This is a genomic window from Streptomyces sp. NPDC052040, assembly GCF_044548405.1.
Taxonomy (GTDB): domain Bacteria; phylum Actinomycetota; class Actinomycetes; order Streptomycetales; family Streptomycetaceae; genus Streptomyces.
This window is the reverse complement of sequence record NZ_JBIUBV010000005.1, coordinates 76809-101986: the sequence shown is the minus strand read 5'-3', so window position 1 is coordinate 101986 and position 25178 is coordinate 76809. Positions and strand designations below refer to the sequence as shown.

Sequence of the window (25178 nt, the reverse complement as noted above, 5' to 3'; positions counted from 1 at the left end):
CGTACCATCGTGGTTATGGCTACGGAAGACGCGGTGCGCGAGGCACTGGCGACGGTGAACGACCCCGAGATCCAGCGACCCATCACCGAACTGGGGATGGTCAAATCGGTGGAGATCGGCGCGGACGGAGCGGTCGCGGTCACCGTGTACCTGACGGTCTCCGGCTGCCCCATGCGCGACACGATCACCCAGCGCGTCACCGAGGCGGTCTCCCGGGTCGACGGGGTCACCCGGGTCGACGTCACCCTCGATGTGATGAGCGACGAGCAGCGCCGTGAGCTGGCGACCGCGCTGCGCGGCGGCCAGACCGAGCGCGAGGTCCCCTTCGCCAAGCCGGGCTCCCTCACCCGGGTGTACGCGGTGGCCTCCGGCAAGGGCGGCGTCGGCAAGTCCTCCGTGACGGTCAACCTGGCCGCGGCGATGGCGGCCGACGGTCTGAAGGTCGGTGTCGTGGACGCCGACATCTACGGCCACAGCGTGCCCCGCATGCTGGGCGTGGACGGCCGCCCCACCCAGGTCGAGAACATGATCATGCCGCCCCAGGCCCAGGGGGTGAAGGTCATCTCGATCGGCATGTTCACCCCCGGCAACGCACCGGTGGTCTGGCGCGGCCCGATGCTGCACCGCGCGCTCCAGCAGTTCCTGGCGGACGTGTACTGGGGCGACCTCGACGTGCTGCTGCTCGACCTGCCGCCGGGCACGGGCGACATCGCGATCTCGGTGGCCCAGCTGGTGCCGAACGCGGAGATCCTGGTGGTCACCACCCCGCAGCAGGCGGCCGCCGAGGTGGCGGAGCGGGCGGGCTCCATCGCCGTGCAGACCCACCAGAAGATCGTGGGCGTGGTCGAGAACATGTCCGGGCTGCCCTGCCCGCACTGCGGCGAGATGGTCGACGTCTTCGGCACGGGCGGCGGCCAGCTCGTCGCCGACGGCCTCACCCGCACCACCGGCGCCACGGTGCCGGTGCTCGGCTCCATCCCGATCGACGTCCGGCTGCGCGAGGGCGGCGACGAGGGCAAGCCGGTGGTCCTGACCGACCCGGACTCCGTGGCGGGCTCGGCCCTGCGCGCGATCGCGGGCAAGCTCGGCGGCCGCCAGCGCGGCCTGGCGGGCCTGTCGCTGGGGATCACCCCGAGGAACAAGTTCTAGGTGGCCTGCGGGGAAGGGGGCGCCGTCATGGTGACGGCGCCCCCTTTTTCGTAGATCCGCCGGGGCACGAGCCCGGCGGGGCCTACGGAGCCTACGGGGCCACGTAGGCCCCGATGTCCTTGATCATCGAGAAGCCCAGTCCATAGGCGCTCAGGCCCCTGCCGTACGCCCCCACGTGCACCCCGGCCCCGGTGGTCCCGGCGAGGACCCAGCCGTACTCGGACTCGCGGTAGTGGAACTGCGTCGGCACCCCGTCCACCGGCAGCGACAGGGTGGACCAGTCCGGACCGGCCAGATCGTCCGCGAGCACCCAGGCCGTCTCGGTCTGCTGGTCCAGCCAGTCGTCCCGGAGGCTGTGGTCCAGCTGGCCGGGCCAGGTGAAGGACAGCAGGCCCATACCGGCCAGCCAGGCGGCGGAGGAGACCGAGGTGGCCTCCAGCAGTCCGGTGCCGTCCGCGCTGCGCCGCACGGGGTTGGCGGCGACGGTCACCACGACCGCGAACCGCTCCTTGTCCTCGGTGGCCTCGTGCCGCACGGAGGGCTCGTCGCCGTGCCCGACCGATCCGTGTTCCACGGCCCCGTCCGCGGCGGTGCCCACCTGCATCAGCCAGCGGGGGCCCGTGAAGGCCTCGTCGAGGCCGTACCAGGGGAACAGCGCCTGCTGGTAGCCGTCGACCGTGCCCCGGGCGAAGGGGAGCCGTGCTCCGCCCTCCGCGGCGGACGTCTGCGCGCCCACCCGACTCGTCGTCTCCATCTGCCCGGACGCCTCCTCGCTCTCATCGGACCGAGCGGCCCGCCCCCCACGGGCGTCCTCGCTCCCACAGGTCCGCACAACAACTGGGCAGCATAGCCACAGCGGTCCGAAGCGCAGGGAAACGCCCGGCGCATACGGCCTCTTGGCCGTCGCAATACGGCCGCTCGCGCGCCGAAGGGCGTAGCGCCCGGGTCACGCCGGGGCGGCCGTGCCACCCGGCCGGCCGCGGCCACGGAAGGGGTCAGCGGGAGGTCAGGTGGCGTCCGCGTCGAACGGCGGAGGCCCCGCGGGACCCGGGGTCTCGGGCTTCTTGGTCATGTCGACGGTGCCGCCCAGGGCCGGGGAGGACGAAGAGGGCGCGGACGACGGTGACGACGACGATTCGGACTCGCGGCCGTTCACCGCGTCCGTGATCTCGGCCATCTCCTTCTTCAGGTCGAAGCCGTTGCGGATCTCCTTGAGGCCCAGCTCGTCGCCGTCCAGCTGCTTGCGGATGAACGTCTTGGGGTTGAGGTCCTCGAAGTCGAAGTCCTTGAACTCCGGACCCAGCTCGCTGCGGATGTCCTGCTTGGCGCTCTCCGAGAACTCGCGGATCTTGCGGATGGTGCGGGAGACGTCCTGGATCATCTTCGGGAGTTTGTCCGGGCCGAAGACGAGCACCGCGAGGACGACGAGCGTCAGCAGCTCGAGCGGTCCTATGTCATTGAACACCTGAAGCTCCTTGCGAGGTCCTCGGTCCGCGGCCCTTGTGGTCTGGCGGGTCTTCCGTGGTCCGGGCCGGATCCACGGTACCCGGCGTTCCCGCCCGACCGGTACTGTCCCAGGCTTCCGGATCGCGTGTACACGTCGGGTTTTCCGCGTTGTTTGCCGTGTGGGGCGGTTTTCGTCCGCGTTCCTGGCGCTTGGCGCCGGTTGCCGCCCCGGCGGAACCCGTCACGCACACGCGCACCGCCCCGGACGTCGGCCGGTGCGGTGCGCGCGGGGCGGCCCGCTCTCAGTGGGCGAAGGGCGGCAGCCCGGAGCCGGAAGCGCCCCCGGACGGGGACGGCAGCGGAGCCAGCAGAAGCCTCGGCGGCTTGATCACCGGGGCGGCCGACCAGGGGGAGGCCGGGGTGAGGGGCGTGCTCTCGGTGAGCGGGCGTATCAGCGGGGACATCGCCGCGGCCCCGGCCAGCACGGGAGCCGTCAGGGCGCGGATCTCCGAGGCGTCCCGCGGCTGCGGGGAGGCTCCCCCGGGCAGCAGCGGGGCCGTGGCCGCTGCGGAGACGGCGGGTGACTGGCCGGACAGCCGCTGGGCGAGCAGAGGTCCGGCCGGCCGCCGCCGCTGGGCGTCGGGCGTCGTCGTACCGCCCGCGCCGGGCGAGCGCAGGGGGGTCACGTTGCTTCCGCCGCCCGGACCGCGCGCCTCCGCGCCACCGCTCACCGGAACGCCCGTCGAGACCCCGCCGAGCGCGATCGCGGCCAGCGAGACCGCGCCCGCGGCGGCGAACGCGAACCTCCGCCCGCGCCACGGCGACCGCTCGGCCTCCTGGCGGCCGACGGGATGGACACGGAACCCGGGGTCCCCGGACAGCGCCCGGCCCTCGGAAGGGGTCAGCGCGGTGGCGTGCGGGCCCGCGGGGACGTAGGCGAAGGACTCACCGCGCGCCCCGAAGACGTCGGGCGCAGGGGGCAGTCCGGCGGCCGACGGGACTCTTCTGCCGAAACCACCCCCGCCGAACGGTGAGCCGCCGCCGTCGCCTCCCTCCGACAGGCCGGACAGGCCCTGGAGGCGGGCGAGGAAGCTCTCGGAGGGCGGCGGCGGGGCCGCCTCCGCGAAGACGTTCTTCAGCCGTCGCTGGGCGTCGGCCTCGGCCTTGCACTTGGTGCAGGTGGCCAGGTGCGCCAGCACACGTTCGCGGCTGTCATGACCCAGCTCTCCGTCCACGAGGGCGGAGAGGCGGTCTCCCAGGTGCTGCTCTGCCGGTGTGGGGCGACGGGATCCACTCACGCGGCCGCGCCCCCTCCCCCCAGCGCGGGCACCGGGGCGACGAAGGTGCGCCGCTCGGCCCGGGCCTCGGGCGAACGGTGCGCCAGGGCCTTGCGCAGCTGGGAGCGTCCGCGGTGGATACGCGACCGGACCGTGCCGAGCTTGACGCCCAGGGTCGCGGCGATCTCCTCGTAGGACAGGCCCTCGATGTCGCACAGGACCACCGCGGCGCGGAACTCGGGCGCGAGGGTGTCCAGGGCCTGCTGGACGTCCGCGTCGAAGTGCGCGTCGTTGAAGACCTGCTGCGGGCTGGGCTCCCGGCTGGCCAGCCGCTCGGCGGCGTCCTCGCCGAGCGCGTCGAAGCGGATGCGCTGCTTGCGGCGGACCATGTCCAGGAAGAGGTTGGTGGTGATCCGGTGCAGCCAGCCCTCGAAGGTGCCGGGGGTGTAGGTCGACAGGGAGCGGAAGACACGGACGAAGACCTCCTGGGTGAGGTCCTCGGCGTCGTGCTGGTTTCCGGTCAGGCGGTACGCCAGCCGGTAGACCCGGCCGCTGTGCGTGCTGACAATCTCCTCCCAGGTGGGCGGAGTCCACGCCTGCGAGTCCGCGTCGGCGGCGAAGGTCGCGGTCTGCGCGGTGTCGTCAGCGTGGTGCGTGTCAGCGATGTCGGTCACGGATTTCGGCTCACCCGACGGCCTGAGAAGGCGCCGCAGCACCCCTCTCCGATCCACAGGCGCAGCCGCACCTCCCCTGTCGGCTCTGGTGGTGTCCAGTGGAGCCCCTACCATAGCCACCTCGCCCGTTAGCTCCGGATAAGCGGTTTTACGAGAATTTGATGTGCGCTGATGCGGCTGCGTCAGCACTTGCTCGGCCGCCAGACCCACCGGTCGTCCCCCGTCCTGTCCCCGCGGTCCTTCCCACCCTTCCAAACGCCTGGTCCCATCTGCGGGTTCCCGGGGTCAACGGATACAGTCACGCCCAGGCAATCGCGGGGACAGGAGAGGGTCATTACCGGCAACCGGCAGACGAGCTGGGCGTTCGCCGACGCCTATGTCGCCGAGGACGAAGCACTGCTCTGGGCCCGTGACCGGGCCCATGACGCGGGGCTGCGCTCGGTGACCCCCGGCGCGGGCGCCGCGCTGCGGTTGCTCGCCGCCGCCGCGGACGCGAAAGCGGTTGCGGAGATCGGTACGGGCTGCGGTGTCTCCGGGATCCATCTGCTGCACGGCATGCGCCCGGACGGGGTGCTCACCACGGTGGACCAGGAGCCGGAGCACCAGCAGTTCGCCCGTCAGGCGTTCCGCGCCTCCGGCTTCGCCAGCAACCGGGCCCGCTTCATCCCGGGCCGCGCCCTGGAGGTGCTGCCCCGGCTCGCGGACGCCGGTTACGACCTCGTCTTCTGCGACGGTGACCGGCAGGAGGTGCTCGACTACCTCGCTGAATCGTTGCGCCTGCTGCGGCCCGGCGGTCTCGTGGTCTTCGAGGGCGCCTTCGCCCAGGGCCGCACGGTGGACTCGGGACCGCAGCCCACCGAGGTCCTGCGGCTGCGGGAACTGCTGCGCGCCGTCCGCGAGAGCCAGGAGCTGGTGTCCTCACTGCTCCCGGTGGGTGACGGGCTGCTGTGCGCGGTCAAACGCTGAGGCCGGACAGTGCGGGCGGGATGCCGTGGGGGAACGCCGGGCCGGAGGGCGCGCCGACGGCGGGCCGGGCCCGGAAAAGCAGTCCCCGGCACCGCGTACGCGGTGCCGGGGCAGCAGGAATTCCGGGGTCGCTTGGGCGTCAGCCGACGACCTTCTTGAGGGCGTCGCCGAGCGCGTCGGCCTCGTCCGGGGTCAGCTCGACGACGAGCCGACCGCCGCCTTCGAGCGGAACGCGCATGACGATGCCCCGCCCCTCCTTGGTCACCTCGAGCGGGCCGTCACCCGTCCGCGGCTTCATGGCCGCCATGCTCGTTCCCCTTCCTGAAACCAGCTCAACGTCAGCCGACGGCCCCTTGGAAGGGCACGCACCCCTCAGGGGGACGCGACACCGGCATCGAACACATTGCTTCCCAGCCATTATCCCGCATCTCAGGACCCGATGACCAACATCAGTCCGCATCGCTTGGGCAACACGCCCGACCAAAACCACTCAATACGGCGATGCGGCTGTGATACTGCGCCCCTGCACGGAGGTCCGGCGACCGGATCCGGGTGGACTTTGTTTGACGCAGGTCACATGTGCGGCCCGGTCCGGGACGGGCGAACTCCGCCATGCTGTCCCTCGGACACCGGACGTACCGGCCGGTACGACGGCACCGCGACACCGGAGGGGACCACCATGGCCGACACCGTGCTCTACGAGGTGAGCGACGGCCTCGCGACGATCACGCTGAACCGTCCCGAGGCGATGAACGCGATGAACATCCACGCCAAGGTCGCGCTGCGGGACGCGGCCGAGGCGGCGGCGGCCGACGGGGCAGTACGCGCGGTCCTGCTCACCGCGGCCGGGGACCGGGCGTTCTGCGTGGGCCAGGACCTCAAGGAGCACATCGGGCTGCTCCAGGCGCAGGACGCGGGCTCCGACGCCGGGGTGATGAGCACCGTCCGGGAGCACTACAACCCGATCGTGCGGGCGCTGACGGGGGCGGCGAAGCCGGTGGTCGCGGCCGTGAACGGGGTCGCGGCAGGCGCCGGTCTCGGTTTCGCGCTGGCCGCGGACTACCGCGTCGTCGCCGACACGGCCTCCTTCAACACCTCCTTCGCGGGCGTCGCCCTGACCGCGGACTCGGGGATCTCCTGGACCCTGCCGCGGGCCGTCGGCACCTCCCGCGCCACCGATCTGCTGCTCTTCCCGCGCAGCATCAGTGCCGAGCAGGCGCTCGAATGGGGGATCGCCAACCGGCTGGTCCCGGCGGCCGGGCTGCGTGCCGAGGCCGAGCGGACCGCCCGCGCGCTGGCCGAGGGGCCGACCCTGGCGTACGCGGCGCTGAAGGAGTCCCTGGCCTACGGGCTCTCCCACTCCCTGGACGAGTCCCTGGAGAAGGAGGACGAACTCCAGAGCCGGGCCGGGGCCTCGCAGGACCACCGGATCGCCGTACAGGCGTTCGTCAACAAGGAGAAGCCGGTCTACCTGGGCCGCTGAGGGAAGCCGCGCGAAGCCCGGGCGGCCCGTATAGCGGCCGCGGGCGGCGCTGCGGCTCGGCCTCAGCGGCCGCGGGCGGCGCAGTCGGCCAGATGGTCGTCGACCAGGCCGCACGCCTGCATCAGCGCATACGCCGTGGTTGGCCCGACGAAGCGGATGCCGCGCTTCTTGAGCGCCTTGGACAGGGCCGTCGACTCGGCGGTGACCGCCGGGACGTCGGCCAGGGTCCGGGGGGCGGGTCGGGAGGCCCGGTCGGGGGCGTGGGACCAGATCAGCCCGTCCAGCTCGCCGGGCGCCCACTCGGCGAGCAGACGGGCGTTGGCGAGGGTGGCCTCGATCTTGGCGCGGTTGCGGATGATGCCCGCGTCGGCGAGCAGGCGCTCCTGGTCGGCGTCGGTGAAGGCGGCCACCTTGGCGATCCGGAAGTCGGCGAAGGCGGCCCGGAAGCCCTCCCGGCGCCGCAGGATCGTGATCCACGACAGCCCCGACTGGAAGGCCTCCAGGCTGAGCCGCTCGTACAGCGCGTCGTCGCCGTGGACCGGGCGGCCCCACTCCTCGTCGTGGTAGGCCACGTACTCCTCGGCGGACAGGGCCCAGGGGCAGCGCAGCACGCCGTCCGGTCCTGCCGCGGCCGCACCGCTCACTGCTTCTCCCCCTCGGCCGGGTCCTCGGGGCCCCGGCCCGCCGCGCGGGCCCCGGCGAGCGCCGACTCCAGGTCGGCGATGCGGGCGTCCCGCTCGGAGATCTCGGCGCCGAGCCGGCCGAGCGCGTCGTCGACCTCCCCCATGCGGTACCCCCGCAGGGCGAGCGGGAAGCGCAGGGCGTCGACGTCCGCGCGGGCCACCGGGCGGTCCGGCGGCAGCGGGTCGTCGAACCGCTCGGGCGCCGCCTCCGGCAGGGGCGCGCTCTCGCCGCCGCCCACCACGGCGAGTGTCACCGCGGCAACCACGACGGCGAGCGCGACGACCAGGAACAAGAACATGAGCATCAGCGAGGTCCCCACGCTCGGTGCCGGCGCGGAAGGAGCGCCGACGCGGAAGTGCACCTGTCGAGAAGTGCAGCTGTCGAATGTGTCCGGGTCCGATCGTGCCATGCGACACCGACAATGAGGCTCGCAGGCGGTCAGGGAACGGACGTACCGGGAGAGGTCAGCGGATGCTCAGACTGGGCAGGCGGCAATTCGGCACGCACGAGCCGGTGATCATGGCGATCGTGAACCGGACCCCGGACTCCTTCTACGACCAGGGGGCCACCTTCCGGGACGAGCCCGCCCTGGCGCGGGTGGAGCGGGCGGTGGCGGAGGGAGCCGAGATCATCGACATCGGCGGGGTCAAGGCGGGGCCGGGGGAAGAGGTCACGGCCGAGGAGGAAGCCCGGCGCACGGTCGGTTTCGTCGCCGAGGTGCGGCGCCGCTTCCCCGACGTGGTGATCAGCGTGGACACCTGGCGGCACGAGGTCGGGGAGGCCGTCTGCGAGGCGGGCGCGGATCTGCTGAACGACGCCTGGGGCGGGGTCGATCCCCGGCTCGCGGAGGTCGCGGCACACCACCGGGTGGGCCTGGTGTGCACCCACGCGGGCGGTGCCCGGCCGAGGACCCGTCCGCACCGGGTGGCCTACGACGACGTCATGGCGGACATCCTGAAGGTGACGCTGGGGCTCGCCGAGCGGGTGGTGGCCCTCGGGGTGCCCCGCGAGTCGGTACTGATCGATCCGGGGCACGACTTCGGCAAGAACACCCGGCACAGCCTGGAGGCGACGCGTCGGCTGGACGAGATGGTGGCCACGGGCTGGCCGGTGCTGGTGTCGCTGTCCAACAAGGACTTCGTGGGCGAGACCCTGGACCGGCCGGTGAAGGAGAGGGTGCTCGGGACCCTGGCGACCACGGCGGTGTCGGCGTGGCTGGGCGCGCAGGTGTACCGGGTGCACGAGGTGGCGGAGACGCGCCAGGTGCTGGACATGGTGGCGTCGATCGCCGGGCACCGGCCGCCCGCGGTGGCGCGGCGCGGTCTGGCGTAGCCCCCGCCGCGTACGGCCTGCGCCGCGTACGGACTGCGGCCGACGGTACGGAGCCCGGGAGCGGTCACCGGGCGCCGTACCGCCGCAGGGCGGGACAGCACACCTAGCGGCCTGCCTCCTTGGAGACCAGCGCCACCGCCTCCTCCACGTCGTCCGTCAGATGGAACAGCAGCAGATCCTTCTCCGCGGCCTTGCCCTCGGCGACCAGGGTGCCCTTCAGCCAGTCCACCAGGCCGCCCCAGTACGAGGTGCCGTAGAGGACGATCGGGAAGCGGGTCACCTTCTGGGTCTGGACCAGGGTGAGGGCCTCGAACAGCTCGTCCAGGGTGCCGAGGCCGCCGGGCAGGACCACGAAGCCCTGCGCGTACTTGACGAACATCATCTTCCGGACGAAGAAGTAGCGGAAGTTCAGGCCGATGTCGACATAGGGGTTCAGCCCCTGCTCGAAGGGCAGCTCGATGCCGAGGCCGACCGAGATCCCCTTCGCCTCGCAGGCGCCCTTGTTGGCCGCCTCCATCGCGCCCGGGCCGCCGCCCGTGATCACGGCCCAGCCCGCCTCCACCAGGCCGCGGCCCAGCCGTACGCCCGCCTCGTACTCGGGCGAGTCCACGGGCGTGCGCGCGGAGCCGAACACACTGATGGCCGGGGGCAGTTCGGCCAGGGTGCCGAAGCCCTCGATGAACTCCGACTGAATACGCAGCACACGCCAGGGGTCCGTGTGGACCCAGTCCGAGGGACCGCCCGCGTCCAGCAGCCGCTGGTCCGTGGTGCTCTTCGTCACCTGGTCCCGCCTGCGCAGCACGGGACCGAGCCGCTGCTCGTCCGGCGGCACCTTCTTGCCCTGGGGGTTGCCAGTGGGCATCTGCGCTCCCTCCGCATCGGGGCCTCCCCCGCCCGCCGGGCTCCCGGCCCGGACGGGGCCGGGAGCCGGGGGCCCGGAGGCCGGAGAAGGTCGTTCGACCCCAGCGTAGATCCAGCCAGGTGAAGGACGGGGGACGTGTGCATGGCCGCCACGGGCCGCCCGTCCGCACGGCCGCCGCCGGTCAGGACGTCAGCCAGGCCCGCAGCCGCTCCTCCCCGGCGAGGATCTTGGCGGTTTCCACGCGTTCGTCCCGCTTGTGGGCCAAGTGCGGATTGCCGGGGCCGTAGTTGACGGCCGGGACGCCGAGTGCGCTGAAGCGGGAGACGTCGGTCCAGCCGTACTTGGGCTGCGGGGTGCCGCCGACGGCCTCGATGAACGCGGCCGCGGCCGGGTGGGAGAGCCCGGGCAGCGCCCCGCCGCTGTGGTCCGTGACGGTGAACTCCGCCACACCGCAGTCCGCGAACACCTCGCGGACGTGCGCGACGGCCTCCTCCTCGGTCCGGTCCGGCGCATAGCGGAAGTTGACCGTGACCACACACTCGTCGGGGATGACGTTCCCGGCGACCCCGCCCGAGATGCCCACCGCGTTCAGGCCCTCCCGGTACTCCAGGCCGTCGATCACCGGGTACCGCGGCTCGTAGGCGGCCAGCCGGGCCAGGATCGGGGCCGCCGCGTGGATCGCGTTGGAGCCCATCCAGCCGCGCGCCGAGTGCGCACGCTCCCCCTCGGTCCGCAGCTGGACCCGCAGGGTGCCCTGGCAGCCGCCCTCGACCTGGCCGTCGGAGGGTTCGAGCAGCACCGCGAAGTCGGCCTCCAGCCACTCCGGGTGGGCCTCGGCCACATGCCGCAGACCGTTCAGATGTGCCTCGACCTCCTCGTTGTCGTAGAAGACGAAGGTGAGGTCCCGGTTGGGCTCGGGGACGGTCGCCGCGATGCGCAGCTGGACCGCGACGCCCGACTTCATGTCGCAGGTGCCGCATCCCCACAGCACCCCGTCCTCGTCCAGACGGGAGGGCACGTTGCCGGCGATGGGGACGGTGTCGATGTGACCGGCCAGGACGACCCGCTCGGGGCGCCCGAGGTCCGTGCGGGCCACCACGTTGTTGCCGTACCGCTCGACCCTCAGATGTGGCAGCCTGCGCAGCGCCGTCTCGATGGCGTCCGCAAGCGGCTTCTCGGTTCCGCTTTCGGAGGGGAAGTCGACGAGCCGCGCGGTGAGACGGGCGGCGTCCAGTGTGAGGTCAAGCGGGGAATCGGCCATGGAACCGACCCTAGCGTGCCGCACCGGGGCCGCCTTGGGCTCCGGTTGTCCACAGCCCCGGGCTCCGCTTGTGGGGCCCTCCAGTACCTTGTACGCGTGTCAGAGCCGCCCCCCACCCCCAAGCGCCGTGGCCGTCTCCTCCGTTTCGGGGCGGCCCTGGTGGTCCTGCTCTCCGTCGCGGGCTATCTCGCCGTCCAGTACCTCACGGGCCCGGGAACGCCGAGCTGCCGGGTGGTCTCCGGCACGAGCGACGGGGAGTCGTACGCGTTCACGCCCGAGCAGGCGGTCAACGCGGCGACCATCTCCGCCGTCGGCACCACGCGCGGGCTGCCCGAGCGCGCGGTGACCATCGCGCTGGCGACGGCGCTCCAGGAGTCGGGCCTGCGCAACATCGAGCACGGGGACCGGGATTCGCTGGGCCTGTTCCAGCAGCGCCCGTCCCAGGGCTGGGGCACCCAGAAGCAGATCATGGACCCGACGTACGCCGCGTCCATGTTCTACGACCACCTGGCCAAGGTCCCGGACTACACCCGGCTGCCGCTGACCGTCGCCGCGCAGCGCGTGCAGCGCAGCGGCTATCCGGAGGCCTACGCCAAGCACGAGCCGGACGCCACCCTGCTCGCCGCCGCGCTGACCGGGCGGTCGGCGGCCGCCCTGACCTGCCAGGGCCGTCCGGCCACGGCCGCCACCGGCGGTCCGGACGCGGTACGGGCCGCGCTGGTGCGGGACTTCGGGCGGGATGTGCTCCAGACCGCGGGCGCCGAGCTGGACCCCCGCGCCCCGTCCCGCCCCTCCCCCACGGCCACGGTCCCCGTGCGGTCGGCCCCGGACGCGCTGACGATCCCGGTGCCGCGCAAGTCGACCGCCGCGGGCACCGCCCGGGAGCGCGGCTGGGAGCTGGCGCACTGGGCGGTGGCCAACGCCTCGGCGCTGCACATCGCGCGCGTCTCCTTCGACGGCCGCGAGTGGTCGCGCGGCGGCTTCGCCAACGAGTGGCGCCGGGTCGCCGACGGCTCCGGCCCGGAGGACCCGACGACGACGGAGGACCGGGTCCGCATAGTCGTCGGCGACTAGCAACTCGCTTACGCGGGCGGCAATGGGCGCGAGGCGGCTCGGCGAACGGAAAGCTGATCTGCGGGCGGGGGGGGGCGGCTCGACGGGGCGGAAGGCGGCTCGCGGGCGCGGGCGCCCTCCCGGCCAGGTGACTTCCCGGCGAGGCGGGCCAAACGGCTTCCCGGCCAGGCGGGTCGGGCAACTTCCCGGCCAGGCGGGCCAAACGGCTTCGTGGCCGGAGCGGCCCGGGCGACACGTGCCGCCCGGGCGACCTCCCGGCCGGGCGGCCTCCCGGCCGAGCGGGCCAGGCGAAGCGACGTTCAGCGGGTGGGGTTCATGGACCGGGCGGTCGTGCGAGTGGTCACTCCTCCGGGTTGTCCGCGGCGCGTCCCGTCGACGGGGCGTGCCGTTCTCGTCCCGGCCCGCCGACGGGTCCGGACTCCTTGGGAGCACTGTGCTGTAAGGATTCGCCAGACCCTCCACCCGGTGTCTGTTTGCCCGATTTCCTCCCCACCCGATAATGCGACGCATTGCCAACTCTTTACGGCGGGGCACCGCAACCTTCAGGGGCCTTCGAGCGGTAGTCACTGCGCCGAGCCCGGGTCGATCAACTTCCGGGCCCGGTCGCACACTTCACCGTTCTCTCCCGTCTAAGGAGCATCATGTCCCTCCCCCTGACCCGCCGGATCGCCCGTGCCGCGCTGCTCATCGCGGCGGGAGCGGCACCCGTGGTCGGTGCGGCCGGCTCCGCCAGCGCGGCGACGGCCGGCCTGCCGGCCACCCCCGACCTCGGCGGCGTGACCGCCCTGGACCACGCGCAGGTCGGTCCTGCCGTCGACGGTGCGACCCACCAGGTCGACGGTGCGGCCCAGAAGGTGACCGGGCTCGCGGGCGACGCCGGTGGCCACGTGGTCACGTCCGGCGGCCAGGCGGCCAAGAAGGCCGTCCCGGCGGCGGCCCGGACCGTGGGGACGACCGGCAGGACGGCCACGCCGGTCGCGCAGAAGGTCGCCGGGGACGCCGCCGCCCAGGCCGGTGGGCTGGTCGGCGAGACCGCCGGGAGCGGGCTCACGGGGCAGCACCTTCCGGTGCAGGGCCTGCCGCTGCACGGCTGAGCCGCGCCCGCGCACGGCGGAGGGGTCCGGGGAGCAGTTCCCCGGACCCCTCCGCCGTATGCGCCGACCGTGCGGGGCCGCCGGGGGCGCTCAGACCAGCCGCTGCACCGCCGCCGCGATCCGTTCGTCCGAGGCAGTCAGGGCGACGCGTACAAACCGCTCCCCGGCGGGGCCGTAGAAGTCCCCGGGAGCCACCAGGATGCCCAGACCGGCCAGCTGGGAGACCGTCTCCCAGCAGGACTCGTCGCGGGTCGCCCACAGATAGAGGCTCGCCTCGCTGTGCTCGATCCGGAAGCCGTGGCCGAGCAGGGCCGCACGCAGCGCCGTGCGCCGGGCCGCGTAGCGTTCGCGCTGCTCGCGGACGTGGGTGTCGTCGCCGAGGGCCGCGACCACCGCCGCCTGCGTCGGCGCGGACGTCATCATGCCGCCGTGCTTGCGGATCTCCAGGAGCGGGCCCAGGACCGCCGGGTCGCCCGCGAGGAAGGCCGCCCGGTAGCCCGCCAGGTTCGACCGCTTCGACAGCGAGTGGACCGCGACGATGCCCTCGTAGGAGCCGCCGCACACGTCCGGGTGCAGCACCGACACCGGGTCGGCCTCCCAGCCCAGCTCCAGATAGCACTCGTCGGAGAAGACCAGCACGCCGTGCTCGCGGGCCCAGGCGACGATCCGGGTCAGCTCCTCCTTGCCCAGCACCCGGCCGGTGGGGTTGGACGGGGAGTTGAGCCACAGGAGCTTCAGGTTCGCGGGGTCCAGCTCGGTCGGGTCGTCGTAGACCACATGGTCCGCGCGGGCCAGGCGGGCGCCCACCTCGTAGGTCGGGTAGGCGAGACGGGGGTAGGCCACCGTGTCGCCGGGGCCGAGGCCCAGCTGCGTCGGCAGCCAGGCGACCAGTTCCTTGGAGCCGACGATGGGCAGCACATGCCGGTGCGTCACCCCGCGGGCGCCGAGCCGCCGCTCCACCCAGCCCGTGATCGCGTCCCGCAGTTCGGGCGTGCCCCAGACGGTCGGATAGCCCGGCGAGTCCGCCGCCGCGACCAGCGCCTTCTGGATCAGCTCGGGGACCGGGTCGACGGGCGTGCCGACGGACAGGTCGACGATCCCGCCCGGGTGCGCCGCGGCCGTCTTCTTGTACGGCTCCAGCTTGTCCCAGGGGAACGTCGGAAGGCGATCGGTGACTGCGGTCACGGGGGATCGGCTCACTTTCTGGTACGCGGGTTCTGATACGCGGGCGCCCGCTTCGAGCGTAGGACCGGGCGCAGGGCCGCCAAAACGCCTCGGTCCCGTGCGGCGCCGGTGAGCGCCGTACGGGACCGGGACGGCACGAGTGGTGCTGTCGCTTACTGGTTCATCGGAGGCAGTGCCGCCACGAAGGGGTGGTCACGCTCGATCAGCCCCAGCTTGCTGGCACCACCGGGCGAACCGAGCTCGTCGAAGAACTCGACGTTCGCCTTGTAGTAGTCCTTCCACTCCTCGGGCGTGTCATCCTCGTAGAAGATCGCCTCGACCGGGCAGACCGGCTCGCAGGCTCCACAGTCGACGCATTCGTCCGGGTGGATGTACAAGGACCGCTGGCCCTCGTAGATGCAGTCGACCGGGCACTCCTCGATGCACGCCTTGTCCTTGACGTCGACACAAGGCTCTGCGATGACGTAGGTCACGCTGTCGTTCCTCCTCGGTAGGGCGCTGGCGGGCCTCCGTAGGCTCCGCCGCCTGGCGCGCGGGAGCGCGGCGTCGTCGATGCCCGCACCTAGTATCTCCGTTCTTGGGCATGATCCGAACAGGAGGGGTGAACTGACCTGTGGAAATCTCTGCGGGTGGCCGGCTTGAGGTCCGCATCACCGCCGCTGACGTGGGCAAACGCGTCTCGGTACGGCGGTGGAGCGAACATGCCGCCAAGGGTGAGAGGTTCACCGACACGGTCGGAGTTCTCACATCATGGGACAACGGCGTGCTGGTGATCACCCGGCGCGACGGCGAGCGGGTCAGGATCCAGGAATCCTCGCTGGTCGCGGGCAAGACCGTGCCCGCGGCACCGGCCCGTCGGCGGGGGCCCGCGGCGACCTGGGAGGAGCTGGCACGGGTCTCCGCCCGCGCCTGGCCGCCCCTGGAGCGGGAGCCGCTCGGCGGGTGGGAGCTGCGCGCCGCGGCCGGTTTCACCCGCCGCGCCAACTCGGTGCTGCCGCTCGGCGACCCCGGACTGCCCCTGGACCAGGCGCTGACGGCCGTACGACGCTGGTACGCGGCCCGCGGCCTGCCCGCCCGCATCCAGCTCGCGACCGGGGCGGAGAACTCGCAGGAGCCGCTCGCCGCGGAGCTGGTGGAGCGCGGCTGGACGCCGGAGGTGACCGCCGAGCTGTGGACCGGCGCCCTGGCGCCGGTCGCGGACCGCGACACGGCCGGGGTGGAGCTGTCCCGGACGGCCGGTGCGGACTGGCTCGCCCGCTACCGGCGTACGGGGCCGGGCGAGGCGGCGGCGACGGTGCTCGGCGGCGGGCCCTCGGTGTGGTTCGCGGCAGTGCCCGGCGCGGAGGGCGCCCCGCCCGCGGCCATCGGGCGGTGCGTGGTCGACGGCCGCTGGGCCGGTTTCGCGGCGGTCGAGGTCGGCCCGGAGCAGCGTCGGCGCGGTCTGGCCACGGCCGTGATGGCCGCGCTGGCCCGGCGGGCCCTCGACGAGGGCGCCTCGGCGGGCTGGCTCCAGGTGGAGAACGACAACACGGCGGCGCGGGCGCTGTACGCACGGCTGGGCTTCGCAGCGCATCATGCGTATCACCACTACCGGGAGCCGGAGGGCTCCCGCGGTCCGGAGGCGGCCGCGGGGCCGGGCACCGGGACCGGTCCGGTGGCATGAGAGGTTTCGAGGCCGCCATGCAGGGACCCCGTCCCCCGGAGCCGGAGCGCGCCGCCGAGGTGCGGCGGCGGTTCGGGGACCAGGCGCGCTCCGAGCGGCCGGACCTGGCGGCCCTGTGCCTGCTCGTGGGCGCGGCCGCGGACGGCACTCTGGACGACGCGAGGATCGACGCCGCCCAGATCGAGCTGGACCGGCTCGCCGGGCAGCTGCCCTTCGCGCCGGGCGGTCCGCGCGCCTGGGCCCTGGCGCTGGCCGAGGTCCTCGGCGGGCGCCTCGGCTTCCACGGCACGGGCGCGGACTACGAGCGGCTGGACTCCTCGCTGCTGCACGAGGTGCTGCGGCGGCGGCGCGGGCTGCCGATCCTGCTGTCGGTGGTGTGGATGGAGGTGGCCCGCCGGGCCGGGGCGCCGGTGTACGGGGTCGCGCTGCCGGGGCACTTCGTGGTGGGGTTCGGGCCGCGGGAGCACCAGGTGCTGGCCGATCCCTTCGACGGGGGGCGGCTGCTGACCGGGGCCGACGCCGAGCTGCTGGTGGCGGGCGCGACCGGGGCGGCGCTGGACCCGTCGGTGCTGGCGCCCGCGGATCCGCTCGATGTGGTGCTGCGGGTGCTGAACAACGTCCGCGCCTGGGCCGCCGCCCGGCCGGAGCGGACCGATGTCGCCCTGTGGGCAGTGGAACTGTCCCTGCTGCTGCCGTCGCATCCGGCGCGACTGCGCTACGACCGGGCCCAACTCCTCGTCCAGCGCGGGGACTTCCTGTCCGGGGCCGCCGAACTCGACGCGTACGCCGAGGTGGTCTCCGGAGTGGACGAGACGGCCGCGGAACAGGTTCGGGGACAGGCCAGGGCGGCCCGCTCCCTGCTCAACTGACGGCGGCTGCCCGCGTCGGCGCACGTCTTCGGCCGACGGCGTCCGCCGCGGCGGGCGGCTACAGCCAGCCCTTCTCCCGGGCTATCCGGACGGCTTCCGCGCGGTTGCGGACCGCCAGTTTCTGTATCGCCGTGGAGAGGTAGTTGCGGATCGTGCCCTGGGACAGGTGCAGGGCCGCGGCCAGTTCCGCGTTGGTCGAGCCGTCGGCCGCCGCGCGCAGGACCTCGCGCTCGCGGTCGGTCAGCGGGTTGGCGCCGTCGGCCAGCGCGGCCGCGGCCAGCGTGGGGTCGATCACGCGCTCCCCGGCGAGCACCTTCCTTACCGCTGCGGCGAGTTGGGCCGCGGGGGCGTCCTTCACCAGGAAGGCGTCGGCGCCCGCCTCCATCGCGGAGCGCAGATAGCCGGGGCGCCCGAAGGTGGTCAGGACGACCACCTTGAGGTGCGGGAGTTCCCGCCGCAGCACGGCCGCCGCCTCGATACCGGTGGCACCCGGCATCTCGATGTCCAGCAGCGCCACGTCCACCCCGTGGGCGCGGGCGGCCGCCGGGACCTCGTCCCCGCGGGCGACCTGGACGACGACCTCCATGTCCTCCTCCAGGCCGAGCAGTGCGGCGAGTGCCTCGCGGACCATCGACTGGTCCTCGGCGAGCAGGACCTTGATCGTGCGGCTCATGCCCCGGATCCTACGTCCGCCGCGTCCTGCGCGGGCACGCGCGCGACCAGCCGGAAACCGCGCTTCGCCCGGCCCGCCTCCAGCGTCCCACCCGCCTTCTCCAGCCGCTCGGACAGGCCCGTCAGACCGTTGCCCGGACCCGCGCCGGAGCCGCCCGAGCCGTTGTCCTCGACGGAGAGTTCCAGCCTCGGCCCGTCCAGGGTCTGCCGCCGCAGCACCTCCACCGTGCAGCGCGAGGCGCCGCTGTGCCGGACGACGTTGGTGACCGCCTCGCGCAGCGCCCAGGCGAGCGCGGACTCGCTCTCCTCGGGGACACCCCTGAGGTCGGCCTCCGTGGGGACATCGGCGGTGACCGAGGCCGCGGTGAGGGCGGCCTGGGCGCCCGCGAGTTCGTCGGCCAGGCGGGCGCGCCGGTAGCCGGTGACCGCCTCACGCACATCGACCAGCGCCTGGCGGCTGACCTGTTCGATGTCGGCGACCTGCTGGGCCGCCTTGTCGGGGTGGTCCGGGAGCATCCGCCCGGCCAGCTCGCTCTTCAGCGTGATCAGGGAGAGGGAGTGGCCGAGCAGGTCGTGCAGGTCCCGGGCCAGCCGCAGCCGCTCCTCGTTGGCCGCGAGCCCGGCGACGGTGGCCCGGGCCTTGCGCAGCTCGATGCCGGTACGGATCAGCTGGACGACACCGGTCATCGCGAAGCCGATGAGCAGCACCATCAGCACCAGGTCCCAGGCGTCGTCGTCACCGGTGCGCATTCCGACGAGGAGCATCAGCCCGGCCGTCCCGGGGACGGCCCAGTACGTGGCCCGCAGGGGGAGGGTCGCCCCGCAGGCCACGGAGACATAGCAGTACAGGCCGAGCCAGGACGGGCCGAGCGTGCAGCACAGCAGGGTCGCGAGGCCGGCGAGGCAGACGAGCAGCACGGCCACGGCCCGCTGCGGGAGGGGAGGGGAGCCCAGGTTCCGCAGGACCAGCGCCAGATAGGCCCCCACGAAGACCACGAGACCCAGCCAGCCCCCCACGGTGGCCGCGGTGGTGTGGGACCCCTCGGCCAGGTCGCGGATCGGGGCGCTGAGGAAGACGAACCAGACGCCGATCCACAGCAGTTTGCGCAGCAGCAGGTCGCGCCCGCTGCGGGGCGGCTGTCCGATCGGGATCGCCCGCCGGATCCGCTCCGCCTCGGTGTGCGCGCCCCCGGTCTCCCGGGTGTCCTCCGTGTCCTCGGTGTTCTGGGTCATCGTGCTCACGCCTTCAGCGTGTCCTTCCGGTACAGCCAGGCCGCGCCGCCCGCGAACAGGGCGAAGAAGACGACGAGGATGGCGATGTCCTTGCTGTGCGGGGCCTGGCTCTGTTCGATGGCCTGCCCCAGAGCAGCGTACGCGTGGGTCGGGAGCCACTTGGCGATGTCCTGGAGCCAGCCCGGGAAGACCGCCGAGGGCCACCACAGGCCGCCCAGGATCGACAGCACGAAGTAGGTGATCATGGTGATCGGGCGGACCGCGTCCCCGCTGGCGAGGTAGCCGATGGCGACACCCAGGGCGGCGAAGACCAGGCTGCCGGCCCAGATCGCGCCGGTGAGGGCGAGCCACTGCCAGGCGTCCAGGCGGACGTGCTTCACCGCGGCGGCGACCGCGAAGACGACGACGATGGAGGGCAGGCTGACGACGGCGGCCGCGGCCGTCTTGGCCAGGACATAGCCGCGGCCGGGGAGGGTGGTCAGCCGGAGCTGGCGCACCCAGCCGCTCTCGCGCTCCTTGGCGATGCGCTCGCTGTTGCCCATCAGTACGGCGGTGAGGGCGCCGAAGGAGGCCATGGACACCATCATGTACGTCGGCACGGTCAGACCGCTGCCGGGGATCTTGCTGTCGGGGGCGCCGGAGGTGCTGGAGATGAGCAGGAACAGGGCCGAGGGGTAGAGCACCGAGAAGAACAGGAACTTGCGGTTGCGCAGGGCGCGGGTGAGTTCCAGCTTGATCAGGGCGTTCACGACTGCTTGGCCTCCTCGGCCTCGGTGATGGCGACGAAGGCCTGCTCGAGACCGAGCCCGGCGACTTCGAGATTGCGGGGGTAGACGCCGAGGCCGTACAGGGCGTGCACGGTCCCGTCGGCGTCGCTGGACTGCATCCGGACGGTCTGCCCGGCACCGGCGGCGGAGCCGTTCGCGGAGAGGGTGAGGGAGGTCAGGAAGGGCAGCGCGCGCAGGGCCGCCTCGTCGACCGGGCCCTGGAGGTCGAAGGAGATGCGGCGGGCACCGGCCTTCGCCTTGATCTCGGCGGCGGTGCCGTCGGCGAGGAGCCGTCCGCGGTGCAGCACCAGCACCCGGTCGGCGATCGCGTCGGCCTCTTCCAGGTAGTGGGTGGCGAAGAGGACCGCACGGCCCTGGTCGGCCTGCTCCCGCATGGTGGCCCAGAAGGCCTGGCGGGTGGTGACGTCCATACCGGTGGTCGGCTCGTCGAGCACGATCAGGTCGTTGGCCCCGGCGGTGGCGAGGGCGAAGCGGACGCGCTGGGCCTGGCCGCCGGAGAGCTTGTTGACCTTGCGGTCGGCGATCTGGGCGATGCCCGCGCGGGCGAGCACATCGCCGACCCGGTACGGCTTCGGGTGCAGCGTGCAGGCCAGCTTGACCAGCTCGGCGACGGTGACCTCGTCCATCAGGCCGCCGCTCTGGAGCATGGCGCCCACCCGTCCGGCCACGATGGCCTCACGGGGGCCGGTGCCGAAGACCCGCACGGTGCCATGGTCCGGCTGCTTGAGGCCGAGGAGCAGGTCCAGGGTGGTGGACTTGCCCGCGCCGTTCGGCCCGAGCAGGGCCACCGTCTCTCCCGGGTGCAGCTCCAGGGACAGTCCGTCCACGGCGCGCACCTCGCCGTATGCCTTGGTGACCTGGTCGAACCCGACCACCGGTGCGGTGGCCGCCACTGTTGTCGTCATGGGTTCATCGTCGCGGTGCGGGGGCGGCGGGCGGCAGTGCCGGGTGTCGTCGGTCCCGCATGACAGATGTCATGCCCGGGCCGGTGACCTACGCGAGAGGGGCACCCGGCCGGAACCGGGCGCCCCTCCTGTGCCGTGTGCCGGTCAGCTCGGATTGGTGTCGATCGTGGCGACCCGTGCCGCCGCGGTCTTGCCGAGCAGGGCGGGCCGCAGTGCGCTGATCACGTCCTCGACGGTGACCGGCGTCTTCTGCCCGGTGCCCCGGGCGATGAGGACCCCGTCGAAGGCGTGGCCGTACAGCTCCTGGAGGGCGGCCTTGTCGTAGGACTCGACGAGCTTGCCGCCCACGGGCTTCACCTGGAGGAACTTCCACAGGGACTTCTGCGGGCTGAAGGCGACGGAGTGGGCGGCGTCCACGCGCACGGTCACATTGGCGGACATGGCGGGCTCGGCGAACGCCTTCATCATGCGGTCGACCTCGGCGTTGGGCACCGAGGGCTGCCGGGTGGTCGTGGGCACCCGCACGGGCGTGGTGGTGCCGGTCTCCACCTCGGTGCGGTAGGCCTGCTCGACGGCCTGGGCCGAGCCTGTGGCGTCGATGCCCTTGCCCGCCTTGCCGTACACCGCGACGGCCTGCCCGGACTCGAACTTGATCGAGCCCTCGGTCATCGAACCGGCACCGCCCGCCGCCCGCGCCAGGGCGGCCTGGAGCTTCTCCTCGTCCACGGGCATCACGGGCTCCACGACCCGCTGCTGCCCGAAGAGGGAGCCGATCACCGACACCGGGTTGTAGTCGCTGCCCGCGGCGGCGGCCACGGTGGCCTTGCTGTCGAGCTGAAGTCCCGCCTGGTCCGGGCTGAGGGTGACGGTCCGGCCGTCCACCGACAGCTGCAACGGCTTGTTGGTACGGCTGCCCAGCGCCGAGTCCAGCTTCTGGGTGGCCTCGTCGATGGTGCCGCCGCCGATGTCGACGCCGAGCACGGTGGTGCCCTTGGGCACGTCGGAGTGGTTCATCAGCAGCCCGGCGCCGTAGGCCACACCGGCGATCACGACCACTCCGCCGACCAGCAGCATGCGCTTGCTGCGGCCCTTCTTCGCGGGCTTGGCCGGGGCGGTGCCCGCCGCCTTGGGCGGGTCGGGCAGCTTCGGGGGCGTGTGCGCCACCGAGCCCTCGGGGGTGTCCGCGTCGAACGCGCCGATCTGGGCGCCCGGGGGGACGACCGGGATACCGCTGGTGACGGTGTGTCCGGAGACATTGTCGCCGGGGCCGCCGAAGCCCGGGCGGCCCGGCTCCGGAGCCTGCTTCTGCGGGGTGAGGATCGCGGTGTCGTCGCTGAGGCCGCCGCCGGGGCGGGACTTGCCCGCGGCGGCACCGGGGACCCCGGGTACGCCGGGCTTTCCGGGTGTGCCGGGGGCGAACGGGCCGCCGGGGCGGCCGGGGCCGCCGCCGGGCACGCCCGGCACTCCGGGGATCGACGGGCCGGGGGCGCCGGGCGCCGTGCCGGAGGGGGTGGGCGTGATGAACGGTCCGTCGCCGGTGACCGGGCCGCCGGTGGGCCCGTTGGGGCCGGAGCGGCCGTTGGGGCCGGGGCGGCCGGGCTCGGAGAAGTAGGGCAGCTCGTCGCGGCCGGTCTCGCCGGTGTCCTCGGCGCCGATGGCCGGGAAGGAGGCGGTGCTCGCGGCCACGGCGTCGGAGACGTCGAAGGAGCCGGTGCCGCCGCCGTGTCCGGGGGCGACGGGGCCCGCGCCGGTGGCGCCCGGGAGCCCCTTGCCGTGGGTGCCGCCGGGGCGTGCGCCGAGCGGACCCGCGCTGCCGTTGCGTGCGCCGGGGACGCCCGGCGTGCCGGTGGATCCGGGGGCGCCGTTGGCGCCGGGGCGCGGACCGCCGATGCCGTTCGCACCGGGCGTGCCCGGGCGTGCGCCGCCCGCGCCGGGAGCGGTCGGCGCACCCTGGGCGCCGTTCGCGCCCCGCGCGCCCGCGCCGGGCACACCCGGCGTGCTGGGCGCACCGGGCGCACCCGGCGTGCTGGGCAGGCCCTGTATGCCCGCGGCGCCGGGCATCCCCGCGCCGTTGGTCGAGCCGCCCTGGGGGCTTCCGGGCGCCTGGGGCTTGCGGGGGGCGAACCAGTCGCTCGCCGGCTTCTCCTCGGCCGCGGCGGGCGGCTCCGGGGGGCCGTCGAGGATGTCCACGGCGCTCATGGGGGCGGTGGACTCGACGTCGGCGGCGGCCTCGGCCGGGGCGTCGGCGGAGTCGCCGTCCCCGACGGGTGTCCGCACCACGACGGGCGGAATGGGCCGCGACCCGGGAATGTTGATCCGGATCCGGGTCGTCAGCGTGGTCTCGGTCTTGCGTTCCTCCGGCTGTGCGGCCGGGCGGCCCCCGTCCCCGCCGTCCGAGGAAGCCATGGGGGTCCCGTACGGCGGCGTCCCCGACGGGTACGCGGCTCCTCCGCGTCCGTTGGGTCCGGCGGACGAACTGTCAGTTTCACGACTCAAGGCAGGTTCTCCCGGTTGGCTCCACCGCCTGTCTCGACCTCAACAGGTGGGCCTCTCCGCTCGGACGAAGCCGACAGCGCGCGGGAGGCTCGGCGGCGCGCACCACCATACTGGCCGCTCGGGACCCGTAAACCGCGCCCGTGAGGGAAACCCGCACGGGACCCCCACGGACGCACCCCGTTTTACCGGGGGACATCCCGCACCCCGGGTGATGAACCGGTATGTCACCGGCCAAGTCGGGCGCCGGAGCTGTCCGGTTGGCGCACCGGCGCAAGAGTGGCGCAGATCACAGCGAGGGCCATTCCGCCCAGCAGGAAGAGATAGGAGCCGAGGCCCGCGCCGAACAGGAAGTCGCCTTCGGGGCGGCTGGCGGTCAGCAGGACCACGGCGATCAGCCATCCCGCGGCGGGCGCGAGGGCACCGGCCCGGCTCCCCAGGGCGCGTCCGCCGCCGACGAACAGCCCGGCCGCGCCGGCCAGCGCGAGCAGCAGTCCGCCGGGGAACAGGCCGCCCTGGACGAGCGCGCCCGCCACTCCGGTCACCGCGCCGAGCACGAGGAGGCCGAGGCAGGCGGCGATCCGCCCGGCCGAGGGCAGGGTGATCGGCTGCGCCAGTGCGCTCTGCTGCTTGCCCGTGGGGGTCATGGGGCCACTCCTTCGAACAGATCGGTCTCTCGGCCGTCCCTGCGCGCCGCCCCGCCCCGCCCGTCGCGCACCAACTCGTAGTACTCGGTGGCGAACAGCGGCTGCGCCTGTGCGTTGGACAGCGCGAACCAGGGTTCGGCGACCTCGATCTGGGTCGCGTGCGCCCGCATGGCCGCGGACTTCGCGGCGACGAAGGCGGTGCCGTCGATCTCCGCGGTGACCACCGTCTCGTCGACGACCCCGGGGACGTCGTCGACGGCCGCCGCTTCCGTGAAGGGCGTGGTGGCGAGCGCCCGGCCGAGCCGCTCGAAGGCGGCCTCGGCGACCGGGCGCGGCATCCGGTTCCAGTAGATCTTGCAGATCTCCCAGGGTGCCCCGAGGTCCGGCCGGAAGCCGGAGTCCCCGGCCAGCTCGGCGGCGCGCATCGCGACACGGTGGGCCTGGATGTGGTCCGGGTGGCCGTAGCCGCCGTTGTCGTCGTAGGTGATGAGGACCTGGGGCCGGACCTCGCGGACGACCGCCACCAGATGGGCGGCCGCTTCGTCGGGGTCCGCGGACCAGAAGGCGCCCGGGCGGTCGTTCTGCGAGGTGCCCATCATCCCGGAGTCGCGGTAGCGGCCGGGGCCGCCGAGGAACCGGTGGTCGGTGACGCCCAGCTCCTTCATGGCGGCGGCCAGCTCACCGGCCCGGTACGGCCCGAGCGCGTCGTCGCGGTCCGGCGCGAGGTGCGCCAGCGCGGGCGGGACGACCTCGCCCTCCTCACCGAGCGTGCAGGTCACCAGCGTCACTCCGGCGCCCTCGGCCGCATACCTGGCCATGGTCGCGCCGTTGTTGATGGACTCGTCGTCGGGGTGCGCGTGCACCAGGAGCAGACGCCGGTCGGGCAGATCGGTCATGGGTCCACCCTACGAGAGCACCAGCCCCGCACCCCGCGGCGCGGGTTCCGGTACGAGGTCGATTTCCGCCCACACCGTTTTGCGGGGCCGCGGCCCGGGCGCCACGCCCCAGCGGTCGGCGAACGCCTCCACGAGCACGAGACCGCGGCCGGACTCGGCGTCGGGGGCGGGTTCCCGGACGCCGGGGAGACGGTCACCCCGGGTGTCGGTGACCTCGATCCGCAGGGTGCCGCCGACGACGTAGAGCAGCAGCCGGAAGTCACGCCCCTGGACGCGGCCGTGCGTCGCCGCGTTGGCGGCCAGCTCGGCGGTGATGTGCTCCGCCCGCTCGACGGGCAGCCCCCAGCTCCGAAGCTGCTCGGCGGCGAGCAGCCGGGCGAGACGGGCACCGCGCGGGGTCGCGGACAACTGAACACCGAAGTGGCGGATCGGCTGCCCGAGTTGGGCCTCCGGGGAGGCAGTTCCTTGGTTCACATCACTCAGGGTGGCGGCGGCCGCCTACCGTGAACAGTGACGCTGCCTGTG

The 25178-nt window shown here is 73.5% G+C and carries 27 protein-coding genes; 8 read left to right on the top strand and 19 right to left on the bottom strand.

Going from position 1 to position 25178, the window contains the following annotated elements:
- Positions 1 to 15 precede the first annotated feature (15 nt).
- Positions 16 to 1149 carry an Mrp/NBP35 family ATP-binding protein gene (locus ACIHAA_RS13185; protein ID WP_399816314.1) on the top strand — a complete coding sequence of 378 codons (1134 nt, stop codon included), beginning with the start codon at positions 16 to 18 and terminating at the stop codon, positions 1147 to 1149.
- A gap of 91 nt (positions 1150 to 1240) precedes the next feature.
- Here the strand turns inward: ACIHAA_RS13185 and ACIHAA_RS13180 are convergent, their stop codons facing one another.
- The 4 genes from ACIHAA_RS13180 to sigE form a co-directional block, all read right to left on the bottom strand.
- Positions 1241 to 1903 carry a hypothetical protein gene (locus ACIHAA_RS13180; RefSeq protein ID WP_399816312.1) on the bottom strand — a complete coding sequence of 221 codons (663 nt, stop codon included), beginning with the start codon at positions 1901 to 1903 and terminating at the stop codon, positions 1241 to 1243.
- A 252-nt stretch (positions 1904 to 2155) separates the two neighbouring features.
- Positions 2156 to 2614 carry a sec-independent translocase gene (locus ACIHAA_RS13175; RefSeq protein ID WP_399816310.1) on the bottom strand — a complete coding sequence of 153 codons (459 nt, stop codon included), beginning with the start codon at positions 2612 to 2614 and terminating at the stop codon, positions 2156 to 2158.
- Between the two features lie 283 nt (positions 2615 to 2897).
- The gene (locus ACIHAA_RS13170) at positions 2898 to 3893 is read right to left on the bottom strand and encodes a zf-HC2 domain-containing protein (RefSeq protein ID WP_399816309.1); all 996 of its coding nucleotides are present in this window, start codon (positions 3891 to 3893) and stop codon (positions 2898 to 2900) included.
- Positions 3890 to 4660, bottom strand: a complete 771-nt coding sequence (gene sigE, locus ACIHAA_RS13165; protein WP_399816308.1) for an RNA polymerase sigma factor SigE — start codon at positions 4658 to 4660, stop codon at positions 3890 to 3892. Before sigE ends, ACIHAA_RS13170 begins: the two co-directional genes overlap by 4 nt.
- Before the next feature lie 57 nt (positions 4661 to 4717).
- Here sigE and ACIHAA_RS13160 point away from each other — a divergent pair, with 57 nt between their 5' ends.
- The gene (locus tag ACIHAA_RS13160) at positions 4718 to 5512 is read left to right on the top strand and encodes an O-methyltransferase (protein WP_399816306.1); all 795 of its coding nucleotides are present in this window, start codon (positions 4718 to 4720) and stop codon (positions 5510 to 5512) included.
- A gap of 139 nt (positions 5513 to 5651) precedes the next feature.
- Here ACIHAA_RS13160 and ACIHAA_RS13155 read toward each other — a convergent pair whose 3' ends face one another.
- On the bottom strand, positions 5652 to 5819 hold the full coding sequence (locus ACIHAA_RS13155; RefSeq protein ID WP_003966491.1) for a DUF3117 domain-containing protein: 168 nt from the start codon (positions 5817 to 5819) through the stop codon (positions 5652 to 5654).
- 372 nt (positions 5820 to 6191) lie between these two features.
- Here ACIHAA_RS13155 and ACIHAA_RS13150 point away from each other — a divergent pair, with 372 nt between their 5' ends.
- Positions 6192 to 6995 carry an enoyl-CoA hydratase/isomerase family protein gene (locus tag ACIHAA_RS13150; RefSeq protein WP_399816304.1) on the top strand — a complete coding sequence of 268 codons (804 nt, stop codon included), beginning with the start codon at positions 6192 to 6194 and terminating at the stop codon, positions 6993 to 6995.
- Between the two features lie 62 nt (positions 6996 to 7057).
- On the opposite strand, the gene ACIHAA_RS13145 is transcribed toward ACIHAA_RS13150, so the two are convergent.
- Together ACIHAA_RS13145 and ACIHAA_RS13140 are read right to left on the bottom strand one after the other, a co-directional pair.
- Positions 7058 to 7639 (bottom strand): DNA-3-methyladenine glycosylase I, encoded by a 582-nt coding sequence (locus ACIHAA_RS13145; RefSeq protein WP_399816302.1) that lies wholly within the window; start codon positions 7637 to 7639, stop codon positions 7058 to 7060.
- Positions 7636 to 7983 carry a DivIVA domain-containing protein gene (locus tag ACIHAA_RS13140; RefSeq protein ID WP_399816300.1) on the bottom strand — a complete coding sequence of 116 codons (348 nt, stop codon included), beginning with the start codon at positions 7981 to 7983 and terminating at the stop codon, positions 7636 to 7638. The genes ACIHAA_RS13145 and ACIHAA_RS13140 overlap by 4 nt, the downstream gene beginning before the upstream one ends.
- A gap of 167 nt (positions 7984 to 8150) precedes the next feature.
- Here ACIHAA_RS13140 and folP point away from each other — a divergent pair, with 167 nt between their 5' ends.
- Complete coding sequence (gene folP / locus ACIHAA_RS13135) at positions 8151 to 9011, top strand: dihydropteroate synthase (RefSeq protein ID WP_399816298.1); 861 nt, start codon at positions 8151 to 8153, stop codon at positions 9009 to 9011.
- A 103-nt stretch (positions 9012 to 9114) separates the two neighbouring features.
- Here folP and ACIHAA_RS13130 read toward each other — a convergent pair whose 3' ends face one another.
- Positions 9115 to 9873 carry a TIGR00730 family Rossman fold protein gene (locus tag ACIHAA_RS13130; protein ID WP_399816297.1) on the bottom strand — a complete coding sequence of 253 codons (759 nt, stop codon included), beginning with the start codon at positions 9871 to 9873 and terminating at the stop codon, positions 9115 to 9117.
- A gap of 181 nt (positions 9874 to 10054) precedes the next feature.
- Positions 10055 to 11134 carry a succinyl-diaminopimelate desuccinylase gene (dapE, locus tag ACIHAA_RS13125; RefSeq protein WP_399816295.1) on the bottom strand — a complete coding sequence of 360 codons (1080 nt, stop codon included), beginning with the start codon at positions 11132 to 11134 and terminating at the stop codon, positions 10055 to 10057.
- Between the two features lie 96 nt (positions 11135 to 11230).
- Here dapE and ACIHAA_RS13120 point away from each other — a divergent pair, with 96 nt between their 5' ends.
- Both ACIHAA_RS13120 and ACIHAA_RS13115 read left to right on the top strand, forming a co-directional pair.
- Positions 11231 to 12208, top strand: a complete 978-nt coding sequence (locus tag ACIHAA_RS13120; RefSeq protein ID WP_399816293.1) for a heavy metal transporter — start codon at positions 11231 to 11233, stop codon at positions 12206 to 12208.
- Positions 12209 to 12849: 641 nt separating this feature from the next.
- Positions 12850 to 13302 (top strand): ATP-binding protein, encoded by a 453-nt coding sequence (locus tag ACIHAA_RS13115; RefSeq protein WP_399816291.1) that lies wholly within the window; start codon positions 12850 to 12852, stop codon positions 13300 to 13302.
- A gap of 90 nt (positions 13303 to 13392) precedes the next feature.
- Here the strand turns inward: ACIHAA_RS13115 and ACIHAA_RS13110 are convergent, their stop codons facing one another.
- Entirely contained in the window at positions 13393 to 14487 is a 1095-nt protein-coding gene (locus tag ACIHAA_RS13110; protein WP_399816289.1) for a bifunctional succinyldiaminopimelate transaminase/glutamate-prephenate aminotransferase, read from the bottom strand.
- Positions 14488 to 14639: 152 nt separating this feature from the next.
- Positions 14640 to 14960: a ferredoxin gene (fdxA, locus tag ACIHAA_RS13105; RefSeq protein WP_307068547.1), complete on the bottom strand. Its 321-nt coding sequence runs from the start codon at positions 14958 to 14960 to the stop codon at positions 14640 to 14642.
- Between the two features lie 140 nt (positions 14961 to 15100).
- On the opposite strand from fdxA, the gene ACIHAA_RS13100 reads away from it, so the two are divergent.
- Both ACIHAA_RS13100 and ACIHAA_RS13095 read left to right on the top strand, forming a co-directional pair.
- Positions 15101 to 16150: a GNAT family N-acetyltransferase gene (locus tag ACIHAA_RS13100; protein ID WP_399816286.1), complete on the top strand. Its 1050-nt coding sequence runs from the start codon at positions 15101 to 15103 to the stop codon at positions 16148 to 16150.
- Positions 16147 to 17019, top strand: a complete 873-nt coding sequence (locus tag ACIHAA_RS13095) for a tetratricopeptide repeat protein (protein ID WP_399816284.1) — start codon at positions 16147 to 16149, stop codon at positions 17017 to 17019. The genes ACIHAA_RS13100 and ACIHAA_RS13095 overlap by 4 nt, the downstream gene beginning before the upstream one ends.
- Positions 17020 to 17077: 58 nt before the next feature.
- Here ACIHAA_RS13095 and ACIHAA_RS13090 read toward each other — a convergent pair whose 3' ends face one another.
- From ACIHAA_RS13090 to ACIHAA_RS13055, 8 genes are all read right to left on the bottom strand, one after another.
- Positions 17078 to 17692, bottom strand: a complete 615-nt coding sequence (locus ACIHAA_RS13090; protein WP_399816282.1) for a DNA-binding response regulator — start codon at positions 17690 to 17692, stop codon at positions 17078 to 17080.
- Positions 17689 to 18924: a sensor histidine kinase gene (locus ACIHAA_RS13085; protein WP_399816767.1), complete on the bottom strand. Its 1236-nt coding sequence runs from the start codon at positions 18922 to 18924 to the stop codon at positions 17689 to 17691. Before ACIHAA_RS13085 ends, ACIHAA_RS13090 begins: the two co-directional genes overlap by 4 nt.
- Positions 18925 to 18929: 5 nt before the next feature.
- Entirely contained in the window at positions 18930 to 19673 is a 744-nt protein-coding gene (locus ACIHAA_RS13080; protein WP_399816280.1) for an ABC transporter permease, read from the bottom strand.
- Positions 19670 to 20617: an ABC transporter ATP-binding protein gene (locus tag ACIHAA_RS13075; RefSeq protein ID WP_399816278.1), complete on the bottom strand. Its 948-nt coding sequence runs from the start codon at positions 20615 to 20617 to the stop codon at positions 19670 to 19672. The genes ACIHAA_RS13080 and ACIHAA_RS13075 overlap by 4 nt, the downstream gene beginning before the upstream one ends.
- Positions 20618 to 20761: 144 nt before the next feature.
- The gene (locus ACIHAA_RS13070; RefSeq protein WP_399816276.1) at positions 20762 to 23113 is read right to left on the bottom strand and encodes a hypothetical protein; all 2352 of its coding nucleotides are present in this window, start codon (positions 23111 to 23113) and stop codon (positions 20762 to 20764) included.
- Between the two features lie 224 nt (positions 23114 to 23337).
- Positions 23338 to 23757: a DUF6113 family protein gene (locus ACIHAA_RS13065; protein WP_399816274.1), complete on the bottom strand. Its 420-nt coding sequence runs from the start codon at positions 23755 to 23757 to the stop codon at positions 23338 to 23340.
- Positions 23754 to 24653 (bottom strand): N-acetyl-1-D-myo-inositol-2-amino-2-deoxy-alpha-D-glucopyranoside deacetylase, encoded by a 900-nt coding sequence (gene mshB / locus ACIHAA_RS13060; RefSeq protein ID WP_399816272.1) that lies wholly within the window; start codon positions 24651 to 24653, stop codon positions 23754 to 23756. Before mshB ends, ACIHAA_RS13065 begins: the two co-directional genes overlap by 4 nt.
- 9 nt (positions 24654 to 24662) lie before the next feature.
- On the bottom strand, positions 24663 to 25127 hold the full coding sequence (locus ACIHAA_RS13055) for an ATP-binding protein (protein ID WP_399816269.1): 465 nt from the start codon (positions 25125 to 25127) through the stop codon (positions 24663 to 24665).
- Positions 25128 to 25178: the final 51 nt, after the last annotated feature.

Coding starts and splice junctions, on each gene's coding strand:
- ACIHAA_RS13185 (WP_399816314.1), top strand. CDS start 16: ATGGCTACGGAAGACGCGGTGCGCGAGGCACTGGCGACGGTGAACGAC.
- ACIHAA_RS13180 (WP_399816312.1), bottom strand. CDS start 1,903: ATGGAGACGACGAGTCGGGTGGGCGCGCAGACGTCCGCCGCGGAGGGC.
- sigE (WP_399816308.1), bottom strand. CDS start 4,660: ATGGTAGGGGCTCCACTGGACACCACCAGAGCCGACAGGGGAGGTGCG.
- ACIHAA_RS13160 (WP_399816306.1), top strand. CDS start 4,718: ATGCGGCTGCGTCAGCACTTGCTCGGCCGCCAGACCCACCGGTCGTCC.
- ACIHAA_RS13155 (WP_003966491.1), bottom strand. CDS start 5,819: ATGGCGGCCATGAAGCCGCGGACGGGTGACGGCCCGCTCGAGGTGACC.
- ACIHAA_RS13150 (WP_399816304.1), top strand. CDS start 6,192: ATGGCCGACACCGTGCTCTACGAGGTGAGCGACGGCCTCGCGACGATC.
- ACIHAA_RS13140 (WP_399816300.1), bottom strand. CDS start 7,983: ATGCTCATGTTCTTGTTCCTGGTCGTCGCGCTCGCCGTCGTGGTTGCC.
- folP (WP_399816298.1), top strand. CDS start 8,151: ATGCTCAGACTGGGCAGGCGGCAATTCGGCACGCACGAGCCGGTGATC.
- ACIHAA_RS13130 (WP_399816297.1), bottom strand. CDS start 9,873: ATGCCCACTGGCAACCCCCAGGGCAAGAAGGTGCCGCCGGACGAGCAG.
- dapE (WP_399816295.1), bottom strand. CDS start 11,134: ATGGCCGATTCCCCGCTTGACCTCACACTGGACGCCGCCCGTCTCACC.
- ACIHAA_RS13115 (WP_399816291.1), top strand. CDS start 12,850: ATGTCCCTCCCCCTGACCCGCCGGATCGCCCGTGCCGCGCTGCTCATC.
- ACIHAA_RS13095 (WP_399816284.1), top strand. CDS start 16,147: ATGAGAGGTTTCGAGGCCGCCATGCAGGGACCCCGTCCCCCGGAGCCG.
- ACIHAA_RS13090 (WP_399816282.1), bottom strand. CDS start 17,692: ATGAGCCGCACGATCAAGGTCCTGCTCGCCGAGGACCAGTCGATGGTC.
- ACIHAA_RS13085 (WP_399816767.1), bottom strand. CDS start 18,924: ATGACCCAGAACACCGAGGACACGGAGGACACCCGGGAGACCGGGGGC.
- ACIHAA_RS13075 (WP_399816278.1), bottom strand. CDS start 20,617: ATGACGACAACAGTGGCGGCCACCGCACCGGTGGTCGGGTTCGACCAG.
- ACIHAA_RS13065 (WP_399816274.1), bottom strand. CDS start 23,757: ATGACCCCCACGGGCAAGCAGCAGAGCGCACTGGCGCAGCCGATCACC.
- mshB (WP_399816272.1), bottom strand. CDS start 24,653: ATGACCGATCTGCCCGACCGGCGTCTGCTCCTGGTGCACGCGCACCCC.